Here is a 25,004-nt window from a genome sequence, read left to right as displayed (position 1 = left end):
CCACGCCGGGCCGCCGGATAAAAAAACGCCGCCGTGCGCAAGCAACGGCGGCGTTTTTTGCGTCGGAACGCGGCGCGTCAGGCGGCCTTGCGCGCGCGAACGGGTTTGGCGCGCGTGCCGCCCGCCCGTTTCGCGGCCGGGGCGGCCTTCGCTGTGGTCGTCTTGGCGGGCGCAACCGTCACGGCCGGTGCCTTCGCACGCGCGCGCTTCGCGGCAGTCGCGCGCGCTGTCGACTCGGGTTGCGGCGTGGCGGCCGGCACGGTATCGATCGTGGTTGCGTCCTGCGCATCGGGAGGCACCTTCGCCGCGCCGTTCTTCGGTTCCGGCGCATGCTCGCGGATGAAGTCGCGCAGCTGCGGGTAGATGATGGTGCGCCAGCGGCGGCCCGAGAAGATCCCGTAGTGACCGCACTTCTCCGCGGTCAGGCTGCGGCGATCGTCCTGCGGGATGCCCGTGCACAGCTCGTGCGCGACGTGTGTCTGGCCGCTGCCCGAGATGTCGTCGAGTTCGCCCTCGATCGTCATCAGCGCGGTGTGCTTGATGTCCTGCGGGCGCACGCGCTCGCCTTCGACGTCCCATGTGCCTTCCGCGAGCCGAAATTCCTGGAACACGACGCGGATCGTCTCGAGGTAGTACTCGGCGGCCATGTCGAGCACCGCGTTGTACTCGTCGTAGAAGCGGCGGTGTGCCTCGGCGTCATCCTCGTCGCCGCGCAGCAGGCTCTGGTAGAAGTCCCAGTGCGATTGCGCGTGACGTTCCGGATTCATCGCGACGAAGCCCGTGTGCTGCAGGAAGCCCGGATAGACGTGGCGGCCTTCGCCCGGATAGTTCGCGGGCACCGTGTGGATCACGTTGTTCTCGAACCACGCGGTCGAATGTTGCGTCGCGAGCGAGTTCACCGACGTCGGGCTGCGGCGCGCATCGATCGGGCCGCCCATCATCGTCATCGTGAGCGGCGTGTCCTCTCCGCGGCTCGCCATCAGCGAGATCGCCGCGAGCACCGGCACGGTCGGCTGGCACACGGAGATCACGTGCAGGTTGCGCGCGCCGATGTGGCGGATGAATTCCTGGATGTACGCGATGTAGTCGTGCAGGTGGAACGGGCCGACCTCGACCGGCACCATCCGCGCGTCGATCCAGTCGGTGATGTACACCTTGTGATCCTGCAGCAGCGTGCGCACGGTGTCGCGCAGCAGCGTCGAGTGGTGGCCCGACAGCGGCGCGCAGACCAGCACGACGGGCTCGTCCTTCAACTGCGTGACGGCATCGGCGTCGTCCGAATAGCGTTTGAAGCGCAGCAGCCGGCAGAACGGCTTCTCGATGATCGTCTGCTCGACGATCGGGATGTTGTGGCCGTCCTTGACGATCTGATGAATGTTGAATTCGGGCTTCTCGTAGTCCTTGCCGAGCCGGTACATCAGTTCGTACGCGGCGGCCATCCGCGTCGCGCCGGGCATCAGCGAGAACGGGCTGGACGGATTGGCGAACGACTTGGATGCGGCCTGGGCCCAGGCCGTGAGCGGGCTCAGCATCGCCCGCTGGAATTCGTGCAGTTGGTAAAGCATGCAGACTACTCCCGCGTGGGGGACGGTGCGCAAGGGCGGCGTGGGGCGTCGCGGCGTGCCGTGTGGGTCAGCGACCGGCCATGTTGCAGTGCGGCCGGACAATCGAATCGATCATATCGGACAACGATGGGTGGTGCAATGCAACATTTCCCCGATTTTTCATCAAACTTTTGCGAATTGACGATCTCTGAAGAAGCCGCCCGCCGCCGCTCCGTCCCCGGTCAGCGCCCCGTCGCCACGGCCGGCGCGGGCTGGCCGGCCGCGCGCGCCATGGCGTCCTCGTGATGCATCAGGTTCATCGCGGTATGCACCAGCGCCACGTGCGAGAACGCCTGCGGGAAGTTCCCGACGAGCCGGCCCTCGACCGGGTCGTATTCCTCGGCGAGCAATCCGAGATCGTTGGACAGCGCGAGCAGGCGGCTGAAGAGCCGGTGCGCGTCGTCGATCCGGCCGAGCAGCGCGTAGTTGTCGACCAGCCAGAAACTGCATGCGAGAAACGTGCCTTCGCCGGGCGGCAGGCCGTCGTCGTACTCCGTCGTTCGGTAGCGCATCACGAGGCCGTCGTGCAGCAATTCCCGCTCGACCGCATCGACCGTGCCGACGATGCGCGGGTCCTCCGGCGGCAGGAAGCCAAGCAGCGGCATCAGCAGCACGCTCGCGTCGAGCTCGTCGCTGCCGTAGCTCTGCGCAAACGCCTGTTTGCCTTCATGCCATGCGTTGTCGCAGACGTCGGCATGGATCCGGTCGCGCAGCGCGCGCCAGCGGTCGAGCGACGCGGGCAGCCGGAACATCTCCGCCGACTTGATCGCGCGGTCGAACGCGACCCACGCCATCACCTTCGAGAACGTGAAATGGCGGCGGCCGCCGCGCGTCTCCCAGATGCCTTCGTCGGGCTCCTGCCAGATCTTCTCGAGATGATCGAGCAGCGAACACTGGACGGACCACACCGTGTCGTCGGCCTGCAGGCCGCCCACGCGCGCGAGGTGCAGCGCGGCCATCACTTCGCCGAACACATCGAGCTGGAGCTGGTTCGCGGCGCCGTTGCCGACGCGCACCGGTTTCGAATCCTGGTAGCCGGGCAGCCAGTCGAGCTCCATTTCCGGCAGCCGGCGCTCGCCTGCGATCCCGTACATGATCTGGATCTGCTCGGGCGAGCCGGCCATCACGCGGCCGAGCCACGTGCGCCAGGCGCGCGCCTCGTCGTAGTAGCCGCCGCGCATCAGCGCGAGCAGCGTGATCGTCGCGTCGCGCAGCCAGCAGTAGCGGTAGTCCCAGTTGCGGTTGCCGCCGATCTTCTCGGGCAGCGACGTGGTGGGCGCCGCGACGATCCCGCCGGTCGGCTCGTACGCGAGCGCCTTCAGCGTGATCAGCGAGCGGCGCACGGCGGCCGCGTAGCGGCCCTGCACCTGGCAGCGGCCCGACCATTCGAGCCAGTAGTTCTCGGTGCGGGCGAGCATCGACAGCGGATCGCGCGCGGGCGGCAGCCGCAGGTGCGACGCCGCATAACCGAGCGAGAACGGCACGCGCTCGTCGGCGCTCACCGTGAATTCCGCGAGCGTGTGAAGGTTCTTGCCGGTGAGCGGCACCGGCGTGCGCAGCACGACGGTATCGGGGCCGGCGATCGCCTTCACGCCGTCCTCGCGCGTCAGCTGCGTGACCCACGGGATCGAGAAACCGTAGTCGAAGCGCAACACCAGTTCCATGCGCATCTTCATCGTGCCGTGGCGGCCGACGACGATCCGCACCAGCTCGGACCAGCCGTTGCCGGGCGGCATGAAGTCGATCACGGTGACGGCGCCGTCCGCGCTTTCGTAGTCGGTTTCGAGGATCAGCGTGTCGCCGCGATAGCGGCGCGTCGTGTGCGTGACCGCGGCGTCGGCGGCCGGCGCGAGCAGCCAGCGGCCGTGCTCCGGCGTGCCGACCAGGGCCGCGAAACAGGCGCCCGAATCGAAGCGGGGCCAGCACAGCCAGTCGACGGAGCCGTCTTTCGAGATCAGCGCGGCGGTGTGGCCGTCGCCGACGAGCGCGTAGTCTTCGATCAGGGCGGGCATGGGCAAGCGGTCCTTGGGTATTCGAGTTCACAATGCAGGCTGCGGCGCTCTGGCTTCACGTGCCGGCGTCGCGCCCCGTATACTCGGCCGGGTGGCGGCGGAGCGCATGAACGGCCGGCGTTTCGTCCTATCTCAACACTTGAAGCGACTCGATGCAAGGAGGATTCAATGCCCAGCCGTTTACGCGAGCGTGACGCACGCGCTTCGACACGAGGGTTCCCGCTTGGGCTCGCTCACTGGATGAAAGGTTTCGCGATCGTGCTGTCCTTGTCCGCGACCCATGCCTTTGCTCAACAATCGCCGGCACCGGCCGACGGTGTCTACAACCTGCTCGTCGGCACCTATACGGGCCATGGCAGCGACGGGATCTACGTGTACCGCTTCGATACGAAAACGGGCAGTGTCGCGCCCGTGTCGTCGGCGAAGACCGTGAACCCGTCCTATCTGTTGCCGAGCCGCGACGGCCGCACCGTCTACGCGGTCAACGAACTTCCCGGCGACAACGGCCCGGCGACGCAGCGCGGCGGCGTCAGCGCGTTCGGCTTCGATCCGAAGACGGGCGCGCTCACGTTCATCGACCGCGTGTCGTCCGAAGGGAACGATCCTTGCTATCTTGCGCTGTCGCCGGACGGCAAGTACCTCGTCACGGCCAACTACTCGGTCGCGGCCGATCCGGGCGGCAGCTTCGCCGTGTTCCCGGTCCGTGACGGCGGCGCGGTCGGCACGGCCGTGTTGACGGTGCACCACGAAGGCACCGGGCCCGTGAAAGGGCGCCAGGACGGCGCGCACGTGCACTCGACGGTGTTTTCGCCCGACGGCCGTTACCTGTTCGTGCAGGATCTCGGCGCGGACAAGATCTACGGCTACCGCTACACGGTGGACGGCAGCCGAGGGCTGATCAGCCCGACCGACACGCGCTACACGCCGGTGAAGGCCGGCTCCGGCCCGCGTCACCTGGTGTTCAGCGCCGACGGCCGGTTCGCGTACGTGACGAGCGAGCTCAACGCGTCGGTCGAGGTGTTCGGCTACCACGACGGCAAGCTGACGCCGATCGAGACGCTGCCGATGACGGTGCCGGGCTTCAAGGGCAAGGTCGGCGGCGGCGCGATCCACCTGTCGCCGGACGGCCGCTTCCTGTACGCGAGCAACCGGGGCGACGTGAACGACATCGTGATCTACGCGGTGAACAAGGCGGATGGCCGGCTGAAGACCGTGGGGCATCGGTCGAGCCTCGGCAAGACGCCGCGCGAATTCCTGATCGATCCGACCGGCAAGTGGCTGATCGTCGGCAACCAGGACAGCGACACGTTCTATGTATTCAGTCGCGACGTCGAAACCGGTCTGCTCGGCCAGAATCCGCAGAAGGTGGCGGTCGGCAGCCCGGTCGACTTCAAGTTGGTGCCGGTGGCGCAGTAAACGCGCGGCAAATGGAAAAGGGCGCTGCCTCGGCAGCGCCCTTTTTTCGTTTGAGCGGCCGCTTGCGCGGGGCGCCCGTATCGATCGTCGGCCGCGTGCTCAGTCGGCCGCGGCCGGCACGAGCACCTCGCGGCTGCCGTTGATGCCCATCGGCGACACGAGTCCGGCGGCTTCCATCTGTTCGACGAGGCGCGCGGCGCGGTTGTAGCCGATGCGCAGCTGGCGCTGCACCGACGAGATCGACGCGCGCCGCGTGCGCACGACGAACGCGACCGCTTCGTCGTACAGCGGATCGGCTTCCGCATCCGGCGCGTCGCCAAACAGGTCCTGTGTCGCGCCGTCGGCCGTCGGGCCGTCGAGAATCCCTTCCTCGTACTGCGGCTCGCCGAACTGCTTCAGGTATTCGACGATCCGGTGCACTTCCTCGTCCGCGACGAACGCGCCGTGCACGCGCTGCGGATAGCCCGTGCCCGGCGGCAGGAACAGCATGTCGCCCTGGCCGAGCAGCGATTCGGCGCCCATCTGGTCGAGGATCGTGCGCGAGTCGATCTTCGACGACACCTGGAACGCGACGCGCGTCGGGATGTTCGCCTTGATGAGGCCCGTGATCACGTCGACGGACGGGCGCTGCGTCGCGAGGATCAGGTGGATGCCGGCCGCGCGCGCCTTCTGCGCGAGGCGGGCGATCAGCTCCTCGATCTTCTTGCCGGCGACCATCATCAGGTCGGCCAGCTCGTCGATCACGACGACGATCAGCGGCAATTTCGACAGCGGCTCGGGATCGTCGGGCGTCAGCGAGAACGGGTTGCCGATCTTCTTTTCCTTCGCCTCCGCGTCGCGGATCTTCTGGTTGAAGCCCGCGAGGTTGCGCACGCCGACGGCCGACATCAGGCGGTAGCGTTTCTCCATTTCGCCGACGCACCAGTTCAGCGCGTTCGCCGCGAGCTTCATGTCGGTGACGACCGGCGCCAGCAGGTGCGGGATGCCTTCGTAGACCGACAATTCGAGCATCTTCGGATCGATCATGATGAGCCGCACGTCCTCGGGTGTCGCCTTGTACAGCAGCGACAGGATCATCGCGTTGATCGCGACCGACTTGCCCGAACCCGTCGTGCCGGCGACCAGCATGTGCGGCGCCTTCGCGAGATCGGTGACGACCGGGTGGCCCGTGATGTCCTTGCCCATCGCGATCGTCAGCTGCGACGCCGAATGCTGGTACTGGCGCGATTCGAGGATTTCCGACAGCCGGATCATCTGGCGTTTCGCGTTCGGCAGCTCGAGGCCCATGCAGGTCTTGCCGGGAATCGTCTCAACGACGCGGATCGACGTGAGACCGAGGCCGCGCGACAGGTCCTTCATCAGGCCGACGATCTGGCTGCCGCGCACGCCGAGCGCGGGTTCGATCTCGAAGCGCGTGATTACCGGGCCCGCCGATGCGCCGACCACGGTCACCGGCACCTTGAACTCCTGCAGGCGCTGCTCGATGACCTGGGCAGTCTGCGCGAGGTGTTCCTCGGTGATCGTTTCGACGTCGTCGGAGGCGGGCTCGAGCAGGTCGAGCGTCGGCAGTTCGACGTTGAACGACGCAGGTGCGTGGAATTCGAATGCGTTCGGGCGCGGCTGGCGCGCGGGTGCGGCCGACGCGTCCAGGGCCGGGGCGCTCGATTCCGCGGGTGCCGGCGGCGCGGCGACCTCGGAAAGTGTGGTGCCCGGAGGTGGTGCGGTCGTGACGGCCGGGATGGCAATGCCGGCTGCCGCGGGCGTCGCACCGGCGCCCGGCATGGGCCCGCTCGCCGGTACGGCAGAGGGAGCGGGCGGTGGCGTGAACGACTGGGTCTGCGGCGCCGGTGCGGACGCAACCGGTTGCGCCGGTGTCGCCGTGTTGATGGGTCCGCCGGGTGCCGAGACGGTTGGCATTGCCGAGACCGACGCGGCCGCGGAAGTCGGGGATGCGGCCGATGCCGTCGCGGTGGTGGTCGCGGCGAAGGAGGCTGGCGCGCCACCCGTCGTTGCAGACACGCCGCCGAACGTGGCGGGCGCAGCGGCACCGATCGTGCTCGACGGGGGCAGTACGCCGGAAGACGGCGCCGGGACCACCGCAGCGGTGACAGGCGCGGCGCCGCGTGCGGCCTGCGCTGCTCCGGTCGGCGTAGCTGGCGTACCGATCGACGAAGCGTCGAGTGTGCGGTTCGTCGGTGCTGCCGAAGGCGTCGCCGGTGCGATCGACGTTGCGGCAAATGCGCTGCCCGGCGGGGCGATAGATGCGACGGCAGGCGACCCCTGCGTGCTTTGCGCCGGTTGCGATGCGGTTGCGCTGAAGGACGTGCCGGTCGAGGCGGGGACCGTCGCGGCCGCCGTGGTCGGCGCGGTCGCGGACGCTTGCGACGTGGCCGGACCGGAAGCATTCATTGCAGGCGTCAGGGCAGACGCCGTCGCCGCCATGCCTGGCGCGGCCGCAGAAGGTTGTGTTGCGGTCGCGCCGGGGGCTCCGCTCGTAACCTTCGGGGCAGACGCCGCGGGTGCCGACGGCTGCATGGTGGACAGGGCGGCGGCACCGTTCGAAGGCATCTGGGCGGGTGTCATCGCTGCGGGCGTCGGCGTGACCGCGGCCGATGCCGGACCCGCGGTACCGAGCGCCGATGACGCCGCAGCCGGCACGTGACCGCTGGAGCCGTATGCGGACCCCGTGGCGCCCGCCGGCGGCAGCGGCTCAGCCGATGCAACGGGCGCCGCCGATGCGGGCGGTTGCGACGGCGACCAGGAGGCCGTGCTCGTCATGCCGGGGACCGACGCCGTTGCAGCGGCAGGTGTGCTGTTCGACGTGTTCGCCGGTGCCGGTGCAGCAGAGCCCGGCGCGGTGCCGACGCGCGACGACGCATCGGTTGCCCGAATCATCTGCGCAGCAGAGGAGTGTTCAGCGGACAATGGTTTCGACCACGACGCGGACGCCGTGACATTGACGGACGCAGGTTCCGCGATCGTGGAGGTCGACGCGGCCGGTGTTGGCGGCACGGCGCGTTGCGCACCTGCCGGCGACGGCGCTGTGTCTCCAGCGTGCGTTGTAGCCGCATGCCAGGCCGTTCCCGTCGCGGCGTCGGCCGGTGCGGTGTTCGACGTGCCTGCAGCCATCGGCGTCGCTGCCGCGACGGGCGTTGCATCGGCAACCGGCCACGTCGGTGCTGCGGCGTTCGACGAAGCGGGGAGGGGAGCGGTCGGCGCGACCTGCTGGACAGGTTTCACGACGTCCTGAGTCGCGAGCGTGTCTTGTTTCGTATCGACGGATATGGCGGTACCGGCCGACGGCGTGGATCGCGACTCGGCCTGACGAACCGTCCCTGCGGCCGTTGCCGCATCCCTCGGATCGGCGGTGCTGCCCATGGCGTTTGCGCTCGGCGTGATGGCGGCCGGATGCGTATCGGCAGCTTTGCCCGTCGCCGCCGACGCATCCGCGTCGGACAGCGGCGCAGCGAGCTGGCTTTCATCTGCTGCGCCGAATTCGGAAACCGGCGGGCTGACGATGTCTTCCCACGGTGCAAAGTCGATCGGGGAGTCGAATACCGGCGCGGCGGGAGCATCGGTGTCATCCCGATGCTCGCCGTGCGCGTGACGCGTCGGTGCATCGGTCTCGACGCCGGGATCCGGCATGACCTGCCGCACGGTCTCGCCGAACGCCGGCGCGCCCGCATCAACGACGGGCGCTCGCACGCTCGGCTCGGCCGGCATGAATGCATCCAGCACGATCGGTGCGTCGTCGTATGCCGACGCGGTTTCGTGCATGTCCGGAAGGCGTGCGTCGCGGGGCGCGGCCTGATGCGCGCCCGCAACGATCCCGGCGGGTGCGGCCGTCGATGCCGACGCCGCGACGCTCGCTGCCGCTGCAACCGCGCCGGACATGGTCGCTGCGGCGGCCGTCGCCGGCGCCGAATCGGGCGTACGCACGTCGTCCAGCGTCGCCCACTGCGCGGTGCTGGCCTCGATCGAGCGCAGCGTGTCGTGAACGCTCGGCGCCGGCGTGATCGGCTCCGCGGGCTGCTGCACCCATGCGTAGAGCGGCGCGCGCGCGGGGACCGGCGGCGCGGGGCGGCGCCGTGCCGCGTCCGGCGGCTGGCCGGCAGCGCCGGTACCTGCCACTGGCCGTGCGGGCGTGCGCGGCGGTGTCGCTGCAGCCGGGCGCGGCGTGACGACGGTGCGCGGCGCGGCCGGCTGCTTCAATGCGGCTGCGGCCGGTCGCGCGGTGGTCGGTTGCGGTCGAACGGGCTCGAACCCGGCCGGAAGCGGGGCCGGATTCGGGCGCGGCATCTGTGCGTTCGCGGCGGCCCGCGCGAGGCTGGCGGTGCTGCCGGTCGTCGGGGGCGGCATGGCGCTCGTCGTGCCCGGTGCGGGCGGCGGGGGCATGCGATGGGCCGAGGCCGGCTTCAGCCAGCCCGACGGCGCGACCGGCTCCGCGAGCGGACGCGGCGCTGCGTTGCCGCGCGGCTTCGGCCGGGCCTGCGGATCCGGTTTCCACAACGTTGGGCGCGAATAGCGGCCGTTCTGCCGCGGCGCCATCGAGTTGACGGTGTGTGCGGTGGTCGGCTGCACGATGTCGTCGTCGCGATGCAGCGCGCTGCGCGGCAGGTCGGCGATGCCGCGTACGTCGTCGTCGCCGACATCGCGCGCGAGCTTGACGCCGAACGACGTGTCGACCCAAGCGGCGAACTGCCGCCAGCCGATGCCGGTCAGCCACGGCAGGCCCGCGAAGAACAGGACGACCATCGCGACGGGCGTGCCGATCGGGCCGAGCACATGCGCGAAGCCGTTCGAGAACGCGTGGCCGAGCGCATTCGTGTCGGGGCCCGACAGCGGGCTCGTCAGCGCGCAGCTCGCGACGAACACGGCCGCGAAACCGAGCCACAGGCGAATCGAGCCGCGGCCGGCGAGCCCGCCGCCGCCGGGCAGCATCGCCTGAACGAGACGCCAGATGAGAAGGAGGAACCAGACGGCGGAGATGCCGAACCAGCCGAAGACAACCGTGTGCATGCTTTGATGAAACAGGAAGAGGGCGGGAGCGCGGTGCGCGACCCGCCGAGTTTAACCGGCCGGCGAACAGGACTCCAAGGCAGCATGAAGGCGTCGATGCGCTTCCAGGCGGCGCGACGCGTGCGTGCGGAATTCGCGCGTGGCGCAGGCGGCCGGGCGGCCTTCGCCCGCGCGCTGCATCAGGAACTCCGGCGCGTGAAGGTCAGCGTCGCGCCGGCTTCGGTCACGATCTGCAGCTGCTGCGGCTCGCGCATCTGCACGCCGGTTTTCTGGATGTGCGCGAGCGCATCGAGGTACGCGTGTTCGAGCTGGCCGCCGAGTGTGTTCGGGCATGCCATGCGCGTGCCGGCGAGCGGCCCGAAGCTCAGCAACCCGTTCTTGAGCGCGTAGGTGCCCATGTAGCGGTTGCAGCCGGAAAAGCCGCTGGCGCGCCGCACGCCCGAGTCGGTGGACAGCGCGAGCTTGATCGGCTCGCCGTTGTCGCCGTGCGGAATCGTGCGCGGCGTGCCGTCGGCGTTCACCCAGCTCGTGAGCTCCCAGCTCGTATCGTCGAGCAGCTGGACGGCGGCGGGGTTGTACGGGTCGGGTGCGGGGGCGGCGGAATCGGGGTGGGTCGGCATTGCGCAGGCGGCGAGAAGCGTGGCAAGCGTCAACGCGCAGAGCGGCGCGCGCAGCGGGCGCAGCAGGCCGGTGCGTGCGCGTGCGGCGGCGGACAGGTGGGACATGAGCCTCGTTCCTCATCGGATTCTGATCAAGGCGTAAGAGTAACGCACCCGCCCCGCGCGAGGCGAGCCGACACTTCGCGCGTGAAAACGTTCGCAACCCTCCGGCGCGCTTCGCGCGGCGACGCGGCGACGCGACGAAACCGGCCGGACCGGCGCGGGTGCGCGTGTTAACATCGAAGCCGTTTTCGTCCTCCAACAGAACCAGCGGGAAATCACATGCAGATCGGTCAGCGGCTCGGTACGCCGCTTTCACCCTCGGCCACGCGCGTCATGCTGCTCGGCGCGGGCGAGCTCGGCAAGGAAGTCATCATCGCGTTGCAGCGGCTCGGCGTCGAAGTTGTCGCCGTCGACCGTTATCCGGATGCGCCGGGCCACCAGGTCGCGCATCGCGCGCACGTGATCGACATGACCGACGCGGCCGCGCTACGCGCGGTCGTCGAGGCCGAGCGCCCGCATCTGATCGTGCCGGAGATCGAGGCGATCGCGACCGATGCGCTCGCGGCGATCGAGGCGGCCGGCCTGGCCGAGGTGATCCCGACCGCGCGCGCGACGCAGCTCACGATGAACCGCGAGGGCATCCGCCGCCTCGCGGCCGAGGAGCTCGGGCTGGCGACTTCGCCGTATGCGTTCGCGGAGTCGTTCGACGCGTTCAGCGCGGCCGTCGCGAAGATCGGCATGCCGTGCGTCGTGAAGCCGGTGATGTCGTCGTCGGGCAAGGGGCAGTCGGTCGTGCGGACAGAGGCCGAAGTGAAGCCCGCGTGGGATTACGCGATGGCGGGCGGCCGCGTGAACCACGGCCGCGTGATCGTCGAGGGGTTCATCGATTTCGACTACGAGATCACGCAGTTGACCGTGCGCGCGATCGATCCCGCGACGCTCGAGACGCGCACCTATTTCTGCGAGCCGGTCGGGCACGTGCAAGTGGCGGGCGATTACGTCGAATCGTGGCAGCCGCAGCCGATGAGCGCCGTCGCGCTGGAAAAGTCGCGCGAGATCGCGCACAAGGTGACCGAGGCGCTTGGCGGGCGGGGGCTGTTCGGCGTCGAACTGTTCGTGCGTGGCGACGAAGTCTGGTTCTCCGAAGTGAGCCCGCGGCCGCACGATACCGGCCTCGTGACGCTCGCATCGCAGCGCCAGTCGGAATTCGAACTGCACGCGCGCGCGATTCTCGGGCTGCCGGTCGATCTGACGCTGGGCTCGCCGGCCGCGTCGGCGGTGATCTATGGCGGCCTCGACGAGCGCGGCATCGCGTTCGAGGGCGTGCGCGACGCGCTGGCCGTGCCGGGCGCCGACCTGCGCCTGTTCGGCAAACCGGAAAGCTTTACGAAACGGCGCATGGGCGTTGCCCTCGCGACCGGTGCGACCGTCGACGAAGCCCGCGAACGCGCGAAGCGCGCCGCGGCGGCCGTGCGGCCCGTGTCGGCGCGCTGACCGGATCACAGGAGAGCACGATGGCGTCGACATGGCGGTGGATCTGCCGTTTCGGCAAGGTGGGCGCCGCATTGGCGCTGATCGCGAGTCTCGCGGGATGCGGCCTTGCGGCCGCGCCGTGCCGGGTCGCATCGGCCGGGCTGAAGATTGTGCCGCTCGTCGGCCATGTCGCGGCCGCGCCGACCGATGCATGCGCCGACGTCATCGATCCCTGACCGTGGAACGCTCAACCATAATCAACGATAACCGCGCGTCCCGCGAGGGCGCGCTTCCACCCGTCTCGTGAGAGGACCTGCATGATTCGCCAAACCTTCGCCGCGCTCGCGCTGGCCGGCGCCGCCATTTCCGTCGCGCATGCCGCGCAACTGACCGTCGAGGAGATCGACGCCGATTCCCGCGAGCAGACCGTCTATCAGTGCGCGAACCAGAAGCAGCCGGTGCGCGTGTCGTACTGGCGTGCGGGCAACGGTCAGAGCTTCGCGCTGGTGCCGGTCAACGGGCAGCAACTGCTGTTCGTCGATACCGTTTCGGCGTCGGGCGTGCGTTATCAGGCCGGGCGCTATACCTGGTGGACGAAGGGCAAGGAAGGAACCCTGCGCGACGAGATCGCCGACCAGAATGCGGCTCCGCTGCTGGGCGACTGCGTGCAGGTCGAAAAGAAGAAAAAGAAGAAGGGCTGAGCGCCGCGCGCGATCGGGTACGCCGTGCGGGCGTGCCGATTGCCGCGATCGGTGCGGGCAGCCGGTTTCGACCTTGGGCCGAAACGTGAGGCAGGCGTGCTCGGGTTCGTCGGCCGCTTGCCGATTTCCGAAACATATGTCCGGCATTCGACCCCTATTTCTAGTCATCAGCCGATCGGGATAGCCCGGTCGCCCGACGCGTCTCGCCGCGCCCGGCCTGTCGGAGCACGCCGCGAACCGCCGCCGTGGGCGTTCGCGGCGTTGTCACGGACAGATTGCTGCGCAGTGCTACAATACGGCCCTTTCCGACGGCATTCGCGCCGAACGGAGTCCGCACGGCCTGTGGCGCCCGCTGTTCGAAATGAACCGGTCCCAAGCGCCAGAGCGGCGCCGCGCGGCGCGCCGCGGCTCCGTCTACTTCCGAAATGTGATGAGCGCAGGCCCGGCCGGCCTGACGCACGATGTCCCCGCCGCGCCTTTTGAGCGAAACGCCACCATGTCCGATTCTGTCGCCAAGCCAGTCGACGCAACCTTCGATCAATTCGGCCTTGCCGCCGATATCCTGAAAGCCATTGCGGAGCAGGGCTATACGACGCCGACGCCGATCCAGGCGCAGGCCATTCCGGTCGTGCTCGCCGGCCGCGACGTCATGGGCGCCGCGCAAACGGGCACCGGCAAGACCGCGAGCTTCTCGCTGCCGATCCTCCAGCGGCTGCTGCCGCAGGCCAACACGAGCGCATCGCCCGCGCGCCATCCGGTGCGCGCGCTGATCCTCACGCCGACCCGCGAGCTCGCCGACCAGGTCGCCGCGAACGTGCATGCGTACGGGAAGCACACGTCGCTGCGCAGCGCGGTCGTGTTCGGCGGCGTCGACATGAACCCGCAGATGGCCGAGTTGCGCCGCGGCGTCGAGATCCTGATCGCGACGCCGGGCCGCCTGCTCGACCACGTGCAGCAGAAGACGGCAAACCTCGGGCAGGTGCAGATGCTCGTGCTCGACGAAGCCGACCGGATGCTCGACATGGGCTTCCTGCCGGACCTGCAGCGCATCCTGAACCTGCTGCCGAAGGAGCGTCAGACGCTGCTGTTCTCGGCCACTTTCTCGCCGGAAATCAAGAAGCTCGCATCGACCTACCTGCGCAACCCGCAGACGATCGAGGTCGCGCGCAGCAATTCGACGAACGCGAACGTCACGCAGATCGTCTACGACGTCGCCGAGGGCGACAAGCAGGCCGCGGTCGTGCAGCTGCTGCGCGATCGCGGGCTCAAGCAGGTGATCGTGTTCTGCAACAGCAAGATCGGCGCAAGCCGGCTGGCGCGCAACCTCGAGCGCGACGGCGTGGTCGCGTCGGCGATCCACGGCGACAAGTCGCAGATCGAGCGGATGCAGGCGCTCGACGCGTTCAAGCGCGGCGAAATCGAGGCGCTGGTCGCGACCGACGTGGCCGCGCGCGGTCTCGACATCGCCGAACTGCCGGCCGTGATCAACTTCGACCTGCCGTTCAACGCGGAAGACTACGTGCACCGCATCGGCCGCACGGGCCGCGCGGGCGCGACGGGCGATGCGCTGTCGCTGTGCAGCCCGAACGAGCGCAAGCAGCTCGCCGATATCGAGAAGCTGATCAAGCGTCCGCTCGACGTGCAGACGCTCGCGCTCGACAAGCCGGCGCGCCATCGTCACGACGAGCGTGGCGGCGAGCGCGGGGCGGAGCGTGGCGGCGAACGTGGCGGGCGCCGCGAGCGCGACGAGCATCGCGGTGCGTCGGCGCGTCGTTCCGGCGGTTCCGAGCGTGGCGGCCATCACCGTCGCCACGAGGCGCCGGTCGACGATTTCTTCCTGAAGCCGTATGAACCGTCGGCGCCGGCGCAGCAGCCGGAAGAGTCGAAGTCCGCGCAGCAACCCGAGAAGAAGGGGCCGAAGCGTCAGGTCGCCGCGCTGCTCGGCGGCTTCGGAATGCCGCGCAAGCCGTCGGCGTAAGCGGGCGGTTCAGGCAGTCGGTGCGGCGCGCGAGCGCTGCCGCGAAAACGGGTGCATGCGAAGAGCATGTGCCCGTTTTTCATTGGCGAGACGAATCGTGAAGAGGCGGGCGAGGGCGCGACGCGTTGCCGAGTCGATCAGGGGCGGTTCAGCGAACGGTTCGGTGCCGTGTCGTCAGCGGGGGCGCAGTTCCGATCGACTTGGCGCTGACGGATGCCGGAACGCGGTCGATATAGCCCGCACGTCAACCGGCGCGCGGCCCGAAGCGACGCGCCCATGCATCGGTCGCGGCTGCGTAGAACGCATCCATCGTATCGCCCGATGGATCGCCATCCGCAGCGAGGCCGAGATGCGCGGCGGCGGCCCGTAACGCCGGCAGCGGATCGTTGCGCTCGAGCGCAATCGCGCCCGTCTGCTTGCTGAGCTTTTCGCCGTTCGCATCGACGACGACGGGCACGTGGAGGTATGCCGGCGTCGGCACGCCGAGACAGCGCTGCAGGTAGATCTGGCGCGCGGTTGAATCGAGCAGGTCGGCGCCTCGCACGACGTGCGTGATGCCCGCGTCGGCATCGTCGACCACGACCGCGAGTTGGTACGCCCATTGGCCGTCCGCCCGCTTCAGCACGAAATCGCCGACGTCGGTCGCGAGGTTCTGCGTTTGCGTGTGCTGCCAGCGGTCGTCGAACGTGACGATCGCATCGTCGCCGTCCGGCACGCGCAGCCGCCACGCGCGCGCGGGCTTGCCGTGCAGGCCGGTGCGGCAGGTGCCCGGGTACGCGAGCGTCGTGTGGCGCTCGTGCGCGGCACGTAGCGAATCGGCGATTTCCTTGCGGGTGCAGCCGCACGGGTAGACGAGCCCCGCGTCGACGAGCCGTTCGAGCGCGGCCGCATAGTTGGCCTCGCGCGTGCTTTGCCATACGGGCGGCTCGTCGGGCGTCATGCCGAAATGCGCGAGCGTCGCAAGGATGTCGTCGGCGGCGCCGGGCACCGTGCGCGGGCCGTCGATGTCCTCGATGCGCACTAGCCACGTGCCGCCGTGTGCCCGGGCGTCGAGCCAGCTCGCGAGTGCACCGGCCAGCGAGCCGAAATGCAGCGGGCCGGTGGGCGACGGCGCGAAGCGGCCGCGGTAGCCGTTCATCGGGGCGCGGAGCGACGCGCGCTTACGCGGCGCTGGCTGCCTGCGCGCAGGCCGGGCACGACTGGCCGGGCACGTAGCTCGGCGATTGCTGGGCTTCCGGCGTGACGACTGCGCGGCACGCGAAGCACGTGACGTTTGCGGTCGGCTGCAGTTGCGGATTCAGCGCGGTGCGGTAGTCGAACACGAAGCAGTCGCCGTGATAGTGCGCACCGCCGACTTCCTCGAAATACTTCAGGATCCCGCCCTCGAGCTGGTACACGTTCTCGATGCCGATTTCCTTCATGTGGATCGCCGCCTTCTCGCAGCGGATGCCGCCCGTGCAGAACGACACGACCGTCTTGCCCTCGAGATCGGCGCGGTTCGCGTCGATCACTTCCGGGAACTCGCTGAACTTGTCGATCCGGTAGTCCAGCGCGTGGTCGAACGTGCCGACGTCCACTTCGAACGCGTTGCGCGTGTCGAGCATCACGACCGGACGACCGGCATCGTCGTGGCCGCGGTCGAGCCACGCCTTCAGCGTGTGTGCGTCGACCGACGGCGCGCGGCCGAGCTCCGGCTTGATTGCGGGCTTCTTCATCGTGATGATCTCGCGCTTCAGGCGCACGAGCATCCGGCGGAACGGTTGCGAGTCGGACAAGCTCTCCTTGAACTGCAGCGTCGCGAACTTGCCTTCGAACAGCGGATCGTGGCGGATGTAGTCGATGAATGCGTCGGTCGCCTCACGCGGGCCGGCGATGAACAGGTTGATGCCTTCCGGCGCGAGCAGGATCGTGCCGCGCAGGCCGAGTTCGTTGCAGCGGGCGGTGACGAGCGGGCGCCATTGCTCGGTCGCGTCGAGCGACACGAAATGGTAGGCGGCAAGGTTGACGATGGTCATGATGGTCCGACGGGAAAACGGCCGCGGCCGTGCGGCGGGCGCACGGCGGCCCCGCAAAAAAGGGTGCGAAGCCTGGGCGGTGATTCGAAAACCCGTATTATCCCGCAAACTGCGCGTGCGCCGGCACCTGACCGTTCGGCCGACGTCGCGTGCATCGGCCGAACGGCCGGGCGCGGGGATTTTTTGGGCAGCCGGCGCGACGACGCGGCTACAATATCGCCCATGTCAGATCCCCGCTTCGTCCATCTTCGCGTTCACTCCGAATTCTCGATTGCCGACGGCATCGTGCGTCTCGACGACATCGTCAAGGCGGCGGCCGCGGACGGTCAGGGCGCGCTCGCCCTTACCGATCTCGGCAACGCATTCGGCCTCGTTCGTTTCTACCAGGAAGCCCGCGGCAAGGGCATCAAGCCCATTGCCGGCTGCGACGTCTGGATCACCAATCCGGACGATCGCGACAAACCGTCGCGCCTGCTGCTGCTGGTGAAGGACAAGACTGGCTACCTGAATCTGTGCGAGCTGCTGTCGAAGGCGTGGCTTACGAACCAGTATCGCGGCCGCGCAGAGCTCGACGCGAGCTGGCTCGACGGCGAGCTGTCCCAAGGGCTGCTCGCGCTGTCGGGTGCGCAGCAGGGCGATATCGGGCTCGCGCTCGCGGCCGGTAACGAGGAAGCCGCGCGCCGTCATGCCGAGCGCTGGGCGAAGGTGTTCCCGGGCGGCTTCTACATCGAGCTGCAGCGTTACGGCCAGCCGGGCGCCGAGGCGTACATCCAGCAAGCCGCGACGCTCGCCGCGTCGCTGAAGCTGCCGGTCGTCGCGACGCATCCGACGCAGTTCATGACCGACGACGACTTCACCGCGCACGAGGCGCGCGTGTGCATCTCGGAAGGCGACATGCTCGCGAACCCGCGGCGCCAGAAACGTTTCACGACCGATCAGTACTTCCGCACGCAGGACGACATGGTCGCGCTGTTCGCCGACCTGCCGTCGGCGGTCGCCAACACGGTCGAGATCGCGAAGCGCTGCAACCTGAAGCTCGAGCTCGGCAAGCCGAAGCTGCCGCTGTTTCCGACGCCGGACGGCATGTCGCTCGACGACTACCTGGTCCAGCTGTCGAAGGAAGGGCTCGAGAAGCGCCTCGAACAGCTGTATCCGGATGCGGCGGAGCGCGAAGCGCAGCGCGACACGTATTACAAGCGGCTCGAGTTCGAGTGCGGGACCATCACGAAGATGGGCTTCCCGGGCTACTTCCTGATCGTTGCGGACTTCATCAACTGGGCGAAAAACAACGGCGTGCCGGTCGGCCCGGGCCGCGGCTCGGGTGCCGGTTCGCTGGTCGCGTACGCGCTCGGCATTACCGATCTGGACCCGCTGCGCTACAACCTGCTGTTCGAGCGATTCCTGAATCCGGAACGCGTGTCGATGCCCGACTTCGACATCGACTTCTGCCAGCACGGCCGCGATCGCGTGATCCAGTACGTGAAGGAAAAATACGGCGCGGACGCCGTGTCGCAGATCGCCACCTTCGGCACGATGGCCGCGAAGGCGGCCGTGCGCGACATCGGCCGCGTGCTCGACCTTGGCTACATGTTCACCGACGGCGTCGCGAAGCTGATTCCGTTCAAGCCGGGCAAGCACGTGACCATCGCCGACGCGATGAAGGAAGAGCCGCAGCTGCAGGAGCGCTACGACCACGAGGACGAAGTGCACCAGCTGCTCGACCTCGCGCAGCGCGTCGAGGGCCTGACGCGTAACGTCGGGATGCACGCGGGCGGCGTGCTGATCGCGCCCGGCAAGCTGACCGACTTCTGCCCGCTGTACACGCAGGGCGATGACGGCGGCGTCGTCAGCCAGTACGACAAGGACGACGTCGAAGCCGTCGGCCTCGTGAAGTTCGACTTTCTGGGTCTCACGACGCTGACGATCCTCGACTGGGCCGAGCGCTACATCCGCCGTCTCGATGCGTCGAAGGCCGACTGGTCGCTCGCGCAGGTGCCGCTCGACGATCCGGCATCGTTCCAGATCCTGAAGAAGGCCAACACGGTCGCCGTGTTCCAGCTGGAAAGCCGCGGGATGCAGGGCATGCTGAAGGACGCGCAGCCCGACCGCTTCGAGGACATCATCGCGCTCGTGTCGTTGTACCGTCCGGGCCCGATGGACCTGATCCCGAGCTTCTGCGCACGGAAGCACGGCCGCGAGAAGGTCGAGTATCCGGATCCGCGCGTCGAGCCCGTCCTGAAAGAGACCTACGGCATCATGGTCTATCAGGAGCAGGTGATGCAGATGGCGCAGATCATCGGCGGCTACTCGCTCGGCGGCGCGGACTTGCTGCGTCGCGCGATGGGCAAGAAGAAGCCCGAGGAGATGGTCAAGCACCGCGAGATCTTCGCCGAGGGTGCGGCGAAGAACGGCCTCACGCGCGAGAAGTCCGACGAGATCTTCGACCTGATGGAGAAGTTCGCGGGCTACGGCTTCAACAAGTCGCACGCGGCGGCCTACGCGCTGCTCGCGTATTACACCGCGTGGCTGAAGGCGCACCATCCGGCCGAATTCATGGCGGCCAACATGACGCTCGCGATGGACGACACCGACAAGGTGAAGATCCTGTTCGACGACTGCATCGTGAACAACCTTACCGTGCTGCCGCCGGACATCAACCAGTCGCATTACCGGTTCGAGCCCGTCGCGGAAGCCGACGGCAAGCGCTCGCGCACGATTCGCTACGGTCTCGGCGCGGTGAAGGGCAGCGGCCAGAACGCGATCGAGGAGATCCTGCGCGCGCGCGAGGAAAAGCCGTTCACCGACCTGTTCGATTTCTGCGAGCGGATCGACCGGCGTGTCGTCAACCGCCGCACGGTCGAGGCGCTGATTCGTGCCGGCGCGTTCGATTCGCTGAACGCGAATCGCGCGCAAATGCTCGCGTCGGTGCCGCTCGCGATGGAAGCGGCCGATCAGGCCGCTGCGAACGCGATGCAGGCCGGCCTGTTCGACATGGGCGGCGAGTCGCTGCACGCGCATGCACTCGTGGACGAACCCGCTTGGGACGACAAGCGCCGCCTGCAGGAAGAGAAGGGCGCGCTCGGCTTCTACCTGTCCGGGCACCTGTTCGATGCATATCGCGACGAAGTGCGCCGGTTCGTGCGACAGAAGCTTGGCGACCTGAAGGAAGGGCGCGACAAGCTCGTCGCGGGCATCATCGCATCGCTGCGCACGCAGATGACCCAGCGCGGCAAGATGCTGATCGCATTGCTCGACGACGGTTCAGGCCAGTGCGAGATCACGATTTTTAACGAACAGTTCGAGGCGAACAAGGCGCTGTTCAAGGAAGACGAACTGCTGATCGTGCAGGGGCAGGCGCGCAACGATGCGTTCACCGGCGGCATCCGTTTCACGGCCGACACGGTGATGGATCTCGAGCGCGCGCGCAGCCGCTACGCGCAGGCGGTGCGGCTCACGATGAACGGCAATGCGGATGCGGCGGCGCTGCGCCGCGTGCTCGAGCCGCACGTGTCAAAGGACGATCCGGCGGCCGTGCAGGCGGTCGAGGCACCGGCGCCGCGCGGCGGCGGGCGCGACGGCGGCCGTCGCCCGCAGGCGCCGCTGCCGAGCGGGCTCGCGGTCCAGGTTCACTACAGCAATGCGCGCGCGCAGGGTGAAATGCGTCTCGGCGACGCGTGGCGCGTCAAACCGAGCGACACGCTGCTCGCGGAGTTGCGCGCGACGTTCGACGGCAGCATCGTCGAAATCACGTACTGAGCGGTCCCGCCTGACGGTCGTCGTTCGCACGGCTCGTCGCATCGCCTTTGGGCGGTGCGGCGGGCCGTTTTCATTTCGGCGGGTGCTTGGGGCTGTCATCCTGACGCTATACAATCCGTCGCGCGCGACGCGGATGCGGCGCCGGCCACGGCACGTCCGCCGGCCGGCTGCGACATCGCATGCGCGAACAAACGGGGACGGTTCAGTGCTGCACGCGATGCGGCGCGGTGCCGCGAGCGACCAAGCGACGAGGCCGGCATGGGGAAGGACGCCAGGATGCCGATCGGTACGCGACGATAAAAATCGACAGCACGACCACAACAATGGCCAACGGGAAACCGACGGGGCGGATCCTCGTGATCCGGATTGATTTTTTGGGCGACATGCTGTGCACGACCGCTTTTCTCGGCGCGCTGAAACAGCGTTGGCCCGGGGCGGAACTGCACGTGGTCGCGAACCGCTACAACGCGGCCGCACTGGCCGGCAACCCGGACGTGCACACGGTCCACACCTACGTGTACAGCCGTCAGTGCGAGCGCAACGACCGCCCGGGACGGATGCGCGCGTTCTTCGACCGGCTGCGGCTCGTGCGCCGGCTGCGTCGCCTGCGGTTCGACCTCGTGGTCGTGCCGAACGGCGGCATGCATCGCAGCAGCATCCGGTTCGCGCGGCAGCTCGGCGTGAAGGATTGTCGCTGGCACGATGCCGATTCCGAATTCGACGATCGCAAGCCGGAACACGTCGCGTCGCGGCCGATGTGCCATGAGGCGCTGTCGGGATTCCGGCTCGTGCCCGAACTCGGCCGCACCGATCTCGACGGTCTCGCGCTGTCCGTCCACCCCGACCGCGCGCTGCAGGAGGCGTGGTATCGGCTGCTCGGGCCGCGCACGAAACCGCGCGTCGGCCTCTTCGTGTCGAACAAGGCAGCCGAGCGGCGCTGGCCAGACGATCGATGGCGCGATCTCGGCCGGCGGCTCGCACCGTTCGCCGACGTGGTCGTGTTCCGCGATCCCGCCGTGTCGGCCGACGCCGATCGCGACACGTGGCGGGACGTGAACGCACGGCATGTCACGCCGTCGTCCGTCGCCGACCTGGTGGCCGCCGCGAGCCTGCTCGACGCGATCGTGTCGGCCGACAGCGCGCCCGTGCATCTTGCGTCTGCGCTCGGCGTGCCGGTCGCCGCGCTGTTCGAGGACCGTCCCGAGAAATACCGGCGCTGGCATCCGCTCGGCGTGCCGCACGTGATCCTGCGGGCCGGCGCGACGGTCGACGCGATCGGCGTCGACGCGCTCGAGCGCGCGGTGCTTCATTTGTTGACGCCGGCCGGACAGCCCGACGACGCGATGGGCGGCGCGGTGCCGGTCCCGGCCGCCACGCTCGCGGCACCCGGCGTCGACGCAATCTTTTCGTAGCCCCCCGGGACGGCAGGCGGCGACGGCATTGCCGGCGCTGCCATCGAACGGCCGAACGGGCGACAGGCCACGCGATGGCTGCGGGCCCCGCCGTACGCGGCGCATGGTTGCCTGCCGCGATGCCGGACGGGCGCCCCGACTGACGACCGCGGCGCGTTGCCGACGCCTGCGCCGGACGCCACGCCGCCGGCCGTAAAATCCTGTACATTGCGAGCCTTGTCCAGCCAGCTAGATGGAACGATCGCCTTGGCCCTGTTTTCTTCCGCCCGCCCGCCCAGAACCATCCTCGTCGCAGCTCCGCGCCGTATCGGCGACGTGCTGCTGACGACGCCGCTCGTGCGTTCGCTGAAGGCGCGCTGGCCCGACGCGCAGATCGACATGCTGGTGTTTCGCGGCACCGAGGGCGTGCTGGAGCACAACCCCGACGTGCGGCGCGTGATCGTCGTCGCGCAGCGTGCGGGGTTCCGCGAGCGGCTGCGCGACGCGCTATCGATGTGGCGCCGCTACGATCTCGCGTGCGCGGCGCTCAGCTCCGACCGGCCGCGCTTCTACAGCTGGTTCGCCGGCCGCAGGCGTGTCGGCCTCGTCGATCCGAACCGCGTCACGTGGCTGACTCGAATGATGCTGAACGGCATCGCGATCAATCATCACGAGTCCGCGCATACGGTCGTCAGTACGCTCGCGCTTGCACCGGTGATCGGCATCGAGCCGGTATCCGAGGTGGTCGCGCCGGGCATCGGCGACGATCCCGCGCGGCGCGCGCGATTCGACGCGTGGCTCGCCGAATCGCCGGCAATCCGCGACGGCAAGCCGCTCGTCGTGCTGCATCCGTATCCGATGTTCCGCTACAAGCAATGGCGGCTCGAGGGCTGGGTCGAGATGATCGACTGGCTGCGCGCGCAGGGATTTGCGATCGCGCTGTCGGGTGGACCGGCCGATCGCGAGCGCGAGTACGCGGAGCAGGTCGCGGCCGAGGCGGGCGGCGACGTGCTGAATCTGGTCGGCCGCCTGACGTTCGGCGAAAGCGCCGAACTGGTGCGGCGTGCGCGGCTCTTCATCGGACCCGATACGGGCGCGACGCACGTTGCGGCCGCGACGGGCACCGACACGATCGCGCTGTTCGGTCCGTCCGATCCGGTGCGCTGGGGGCCGTGGCCGCAGCACTGGCCGGCGACCGAGAACCCGTGGGCGCTGCGCGGCTCCGCGCGGCACGGCAACGTGTGGCTGCTGCAGGGCGAGGGCGATTGCGTGCCGTGCCGGCACGAAGGCTGCGAGCATCATGTCGACAGCCGTAGCGACTGCCTCGTCAATCTCGGCGCGCAGCGTGTGAAGGCGGCGGCAGCCGAGATGCTCGGGCTGACTGCGCTTGGCGCCAGCGACGTGGTCATCGACACGTCGCGATTGCATCGCGCGCGTTCCGACTGACGTGTGAAGGCCTTGCGTTTCCTGATTTGAAAAGCGATGGCGTGGCGACGCGTCGACGGCGCGCGGCTGAGCTTCCGGCAGCGGCGCGCGTGCGCCGCCATTGAAGCCCGAGCGCCCGAACCTGCGGCAGGTGGCAACGCGGATCGCGCGCCGCCCGCCGCATGATGCGTTACGCGCTGCGACGGATCGCCGACGTCTCGCGCGGCAGTGCCTCGGTGCGCGCGCCGCAGCCGATCAGGATCCCGGCGAGCAGCACCAGCAGATGCCCTTCGGCGAAATCGAGCAGCAGCGAATTCGCAAGGCTGCCGATCGCGAAGATCGCGAGCCATGCGAGCAGCAGCTGCCGCGAACGCGGATCGAGCGCGCGGCTGCCACGCGCGATCTGCACGATCAGGTTCACGAACAGCAATACGCCGAGCGTGCCGAGCTGCACGGCCATCAGCAGGTATTCGTTATGCGGATTCGACGTGAGCTGCCCTTCGGCGGCCGTCTTGCCGGCCGTGAGCTTTTCGAACTCGAATTCGAGGCCGCCCGCACCGTAGCCGATCACGGGGCGCACGCGATACAGCTCAAGGCCCTTCTTGTACCACTCGAGGCGCAGCCCGGTCGACGTGACCGCATCGGTCTGCCGATACTGCTGCACTTCCGACACGACCTTCACAAGCCGGCCGTTGTGCACCGTGCACGCAGCGACGACGAGCGCGACACCCGCCAGGACCAGTGCTCCGGCGGCGAGGCCCGCGCGCAGCGCCGACTGGCGGCGCAGCAGCAGCACGAAGCGCACCGCGACGACAAGGATCAGCAGCAGCGCGATGACCTGCCCGGTTCGTCCCTGCAGCATCACGAACACGTTGATCAGCGACCATGCGGCGACGGCGGCAAACGCGGCGCGCGACAGCGCGGTGCGGGCGGACAGCGAGAGGTCGGCCGCCTGATAGAACAGCAACGCGCCGAACATGCCGGCCGCGATGTGGTTCTTGAACACCCATGCACGCGACAGCGGCAGTTCGGTCGCATGCGCGGGCCCGATCGCGGTCAGCCCGAGATAGTTGGTGGTCGACAGCAGCAGGACCATGCACAGCGTGCCGAACCATGCTCGCCGCACGATCGGCGCCCAGTTCGAGTGGCGGAACGCGAGCACGGCAAACGGCACCAGCAGCAGTTTGTCGTACTTGGCGACCCAGTTCCACGCCTTCGGATGCGGCGCGACCGTATAGGTGACGCTCGCGGTCAGCGCTGCGAGGATCAGAAGCGCCGCGAGCGACGCCGGCTCGGTGACGAACGTGCGCAGGTCGCGCCAGAATTCGGGGGAGATGACGAGCGCGGCCGCGAACAGTCCGCAGAACACGTTGGTCAGCGCGGTCGAGACGGGCACCATGCACAGCGCGATGACGGCGAAAGCGCGGGCGGCGGTCAGGCGCCGCGTGGCGGGAGCGGAAAACGAAAGCATCGGAACCTGTCGAATGGACGAATGCGGGATGCGGGCACCGTGCTGCGCGCCGCGCGTCCCGGCGGCACCGCGCGGGACGAA

General features: G+C 68.7%; 14 protein-coding genes and 1 pseudogene. 8 read left to right on the top strand and 7 right to left on the bottom strand.

The features are described 5' to 3' along the window. Positions 1-77: 77 nt before the first annotated feature. Both WI26_RS11295 and WI26_RS11290 read right to left on the bottom strand, forming a co-directional pair. The gene (locus tag WI26_RS11295; RefSeq protein WP_069225960.1) at positions 78-1,565 is read right to left on the bottom strand and encodes a polyhydroxyalkanoate depolymerase; all 1,488 of its coding nucleotides are present in this window, start codon (positions 1,563-1,565) and stop codon (positions 78-80) included. A 221-nt stretch (positions 1,566-1,786) separates the two neighbouring features. After that, positions 1,787-3,616, bottom strand: a complete 1,830-nt coding sequence (locus WI26_RS11290) for a glycoside hydrolase family 15 protein (protein ID WP_059538549.1) — start codon at positions 3,614-3,616, stop codon at positions 1,787-1,789. A gap of 168 nt (positions 3,617-3,784) precedes the next feature. Between WI26_RS11290 and WI26_RS11285 the strand changes: the two genes are divergently transcribed. Then, entirely contained in the window at positions 3,785-5,032 is a 1,248-nt protein-coding gene (locus tag WI26_RS11285) for a lactonase family protein (RefSeq protein ID WP_155768752.1), read from the top strand. Positions 5,033-5,131: 99 nt separating this feature from the next. Here WI26_RS11285 and WI26_RS33410 read toward each other — a convergent pair. Then, a pseudogene (locus WI26_RS33410) lies at positions 5,132-7,387 on the bottom strand (DNA translocase FtsK); the annotation flags it as partial. Between the two features lie 2,843 nt (positions 7,388-10,230). Further along, positions 10,231-10,776, bottom strand: coding sequence for an META domain-containing protein (locus tag WI26_RS11275; protein ID WP_059509973.1), 546 nt, complete (start codon positions 10,774-10,776; stop codon positions 10,231-10,233). 216 nt (positions 10,777-10,992) lie between these two features. Between WI26_RS11275 and purT the strand changes: the two genes are divergently transcribed. The 4 genes from purT to WI26_RS11255 all read left to right on the top strand — a co-directional run bounded on the left by purT (position 10,993) and on the right by WI26_RS11255 (position 14,865). Beyond that, complete coding sequence (gene purT / locus WI26_RS11270; RefSeq protein ID WP_069225957.1) at positions 10,993-12,207, top strand: formate-dependent phosphoribosylglycinamide formyltransferase; 1,215 nt, start codon at positions 10,993-10,995, stop codon at positions 12,205-12,207. A 20-nt stretch (positions 12,208-12,227) separates the two neighbouring features. Next, on the top strand, positions 12,228-12,422 hold the full coding sequence (locus WI26_RS11265) for a DUF6726 family protein (protein WP_069225956.1): 195 nt from the start codon (positions 12,228-12,230) through the stop codon (positions 12,420-12,422). Between the two features lie 81 nt (positions 12,423-12,503). Then, entirely contained in the window at positions 12,504-12,887 is a 384-nt protein-coding gene (locus WI26_RS11260) for an MliC family protein (RefSeq protein WP_059468167.1), read from the top strand. A gap of 430 nt (positions 12,888-13,317) precedes the next feature. Further along, positions 13,318-14,865, top strand: coding sequence for a DEAD/DEAH box helicase (locus WI26_RS11255; protein WP_069225955.1), 1,548 nt, complete (start codon positions 13,318-13,320; stop codon positions 14,863-14,865). A 244-nt stretch (positions 14,866-15,109) separates the two neighbouring features. Here the strand turns inward: WI26_RS11255 and gluQRS are convergent, their stop codons facing one another. Further along, the gene (gene gluQRS / locus WI26_RS11250) at positions 15,110-16,003 is read right to left on the bottom strand and encodes a tRNA glutamyl-Q(34) synthetase GluQRS (RefSeq protein WP_069225954.1); all 894 of its coding nucleotides are present in this window, start codon (positions 16,001-16,003) and stop codon (positions 15,110-15,112) included. A gap of 22 nt (positions 16,004-16,025) precedes the next feature. Continuing rightward, complete coding sequence (locus tag WI26_RS11245; RefSeq protein WP_069225953.1) at positions 16,026-16,880, bottom strand: sulfurtransferase; 855 nt, start codon at positions 16,878-16,880, stop codon at positions 16,026-16,028. A 222-nt stretch (positions 16,881-17,102) separates the two neighbouring features. Here WI26_RS11245 and dnaE point away from each other — a divergent pair, with 222 nt between their 5' ends. The 3 genes from dnaE (at position 17,103) to WI26_RS11230 (ending at position 23,473) form a co-directional block, all read left to right on the top strand. Beyond that, positions 17,103-20,636, top strand: coding sequence for a DNA polymerase III subunit alpha (gene dnaE / locus WI26_RS11240; RefSeq protein ID WP_069225952.1), 3,534 nt, complete (start codon positions 17,103-17,105; stop codon positions 20,634-20,636). A 323-nt stretch (positions 20,637-20,959) separates the two neighbouring features. After that, positions 20,960-22,048, top strand: coding sequence for a glycosyltransferase family 9 protein (locus WI26_RS11235; RefSeq protein ID WP_069225951.1), 1,089 nt, complete (start codon positions 20,960-20,962; stop codon positions 22,046-22,048). A gap of 246 nt (positions 22,049-22,294) precedes the next feature. Further along, entirely contained in the window at positions 22,295-23,473 is a 1,179-nt protein-coding gene (locus tag WI26_RS11230) for a glycosyltransferase family 9 protein (protein WP_069225950.1), read from the top strand. Between the two features lie 169 nt (positions 23,474-23,642). Here the strand turns inward: WI26_RS11230 and WI26_RS11225 are convergent, their stop codons facing one another. Then, positions 23,643-24,923 carry an O-antigen ligase family protein gene (locus WI26_RS11225; RefSeq protein ID WP_069225949.1) on the bottom strand — a complete coding sequence of 427 codons (1,281 nt, stop codon included), beginning with the start codon at positions 24,921-24,923 and terminating at the stop codon, positions 23,643-23,645. Positions 24,924-25,004 lie beyond the last annotated feature (81 nt).

It is taken from the genome of Burkholderia diffusa (genome assembly GCF_001718315.1).
In the GTDB taxonomy this organism is placed as follows: domain Bacteria; phylum Pseudomonadota; class Gammaproteobacteria; order Burkholderiales; family Burkholderiaceae; genus Burkholderia; species Burkholderia diffusa_B.
The sequence above is the reverse complement of the archived record's forward strand: the minus strand, read 5'-3'. Positions and strand labels throughout refer to the sequence as shown.

Bases quoted from the DNA above. Each gene is read 5' to 3' on its own strand.
- WI26_RS11295 (WP_069225960.1), bottom strand. From the start codon at position 1,565: ATGCTTTACCAACTGCACGAATTCCAGCGGGCGATGCTGAGCCCGCTC.
- WI26_RS11290 (WP_059538549.1), bottom strand. From the start codon at position 3,616: ATGCCCGCCCTGATCGAAGACTACGCGCTCGTCGGCGACGGCCACACC.
- WI26_RS11285 (WP_155768752.1), top strand. From the start codon at position 3,785: ATGCCCAGCCGTTTACGCGAGCGTGACGCACGCGCTTCGACACGAGGG.
- WI26_RS11275 (WP_059509973.1), bottom strand. From the start codon at position 10,776: ATGTCCCACCTGTCCGCCGCCGCACGCGCACGCACCGGCCTGCTGCGC.
- purT (WP_069225957.1), top strand. From the start codon at position 10,993: ATGCAGATCGGTCAGCGGCTCGGTACGCCGCTTTCACCCTCGGCCACG.
- WI26_RS11265 (WP_069225956.1), top strand. From the start codon at position 12,228: ATGGCGTCGACATGGCGGTGGATCTGCCGTTTCGGCAAGGTGGGCGCC.
- WI26_RS11260 (WP_059468167.1), top strand. From the start codon at position 12,504: ATGATTCGCCAAACCTTCGCCGCGCTCGCGCTGGCCGGCGCCGCCATT.
- WI26_RS11255 (WP_069225955.1), top strand. From the start codon at position 13,318: ATGAGCGCAGGCCCGGCCGGCCTGACGCACGATGTCCCCGCCGCGCCT.
- gluQRS (WP_069225954.1), bottom strand. From the start codon at position 16,003: ATGAACGGCTACCGCGGCCGCTTCGCGCCGTCGCCCACCGGCCCGCTG.
- WI26_RS11245 (WP_069225953.1), bottom strand. From the start codon at position 16,880: ATGACCATCGTCAACCTTGCCGCCTACCATTTCGTGTCGCTCGACGCG.
- dnaE (WP_069225952.1), top strand. From the start codon at position 17,103: ATGTCAGATCCCCGCTTCGTCCATCTTCGCGTTCACTCCGAATTCTCG.
- WI26_RS11235 (WP_069225951.1), top strand. From the start codon at position 20,960: ATGGCCAACGGGAAACCGACGGGGCGGATCCTCGTGATCCGGATTGAT.
- WI26_RS11225 (WP_069225949.1), bottom strand. From the start codon at position 24,923: ATGCTTTCGTTTTCCGCTCCCGCCACGCGGCGCCTGACCGCCGCCCGC.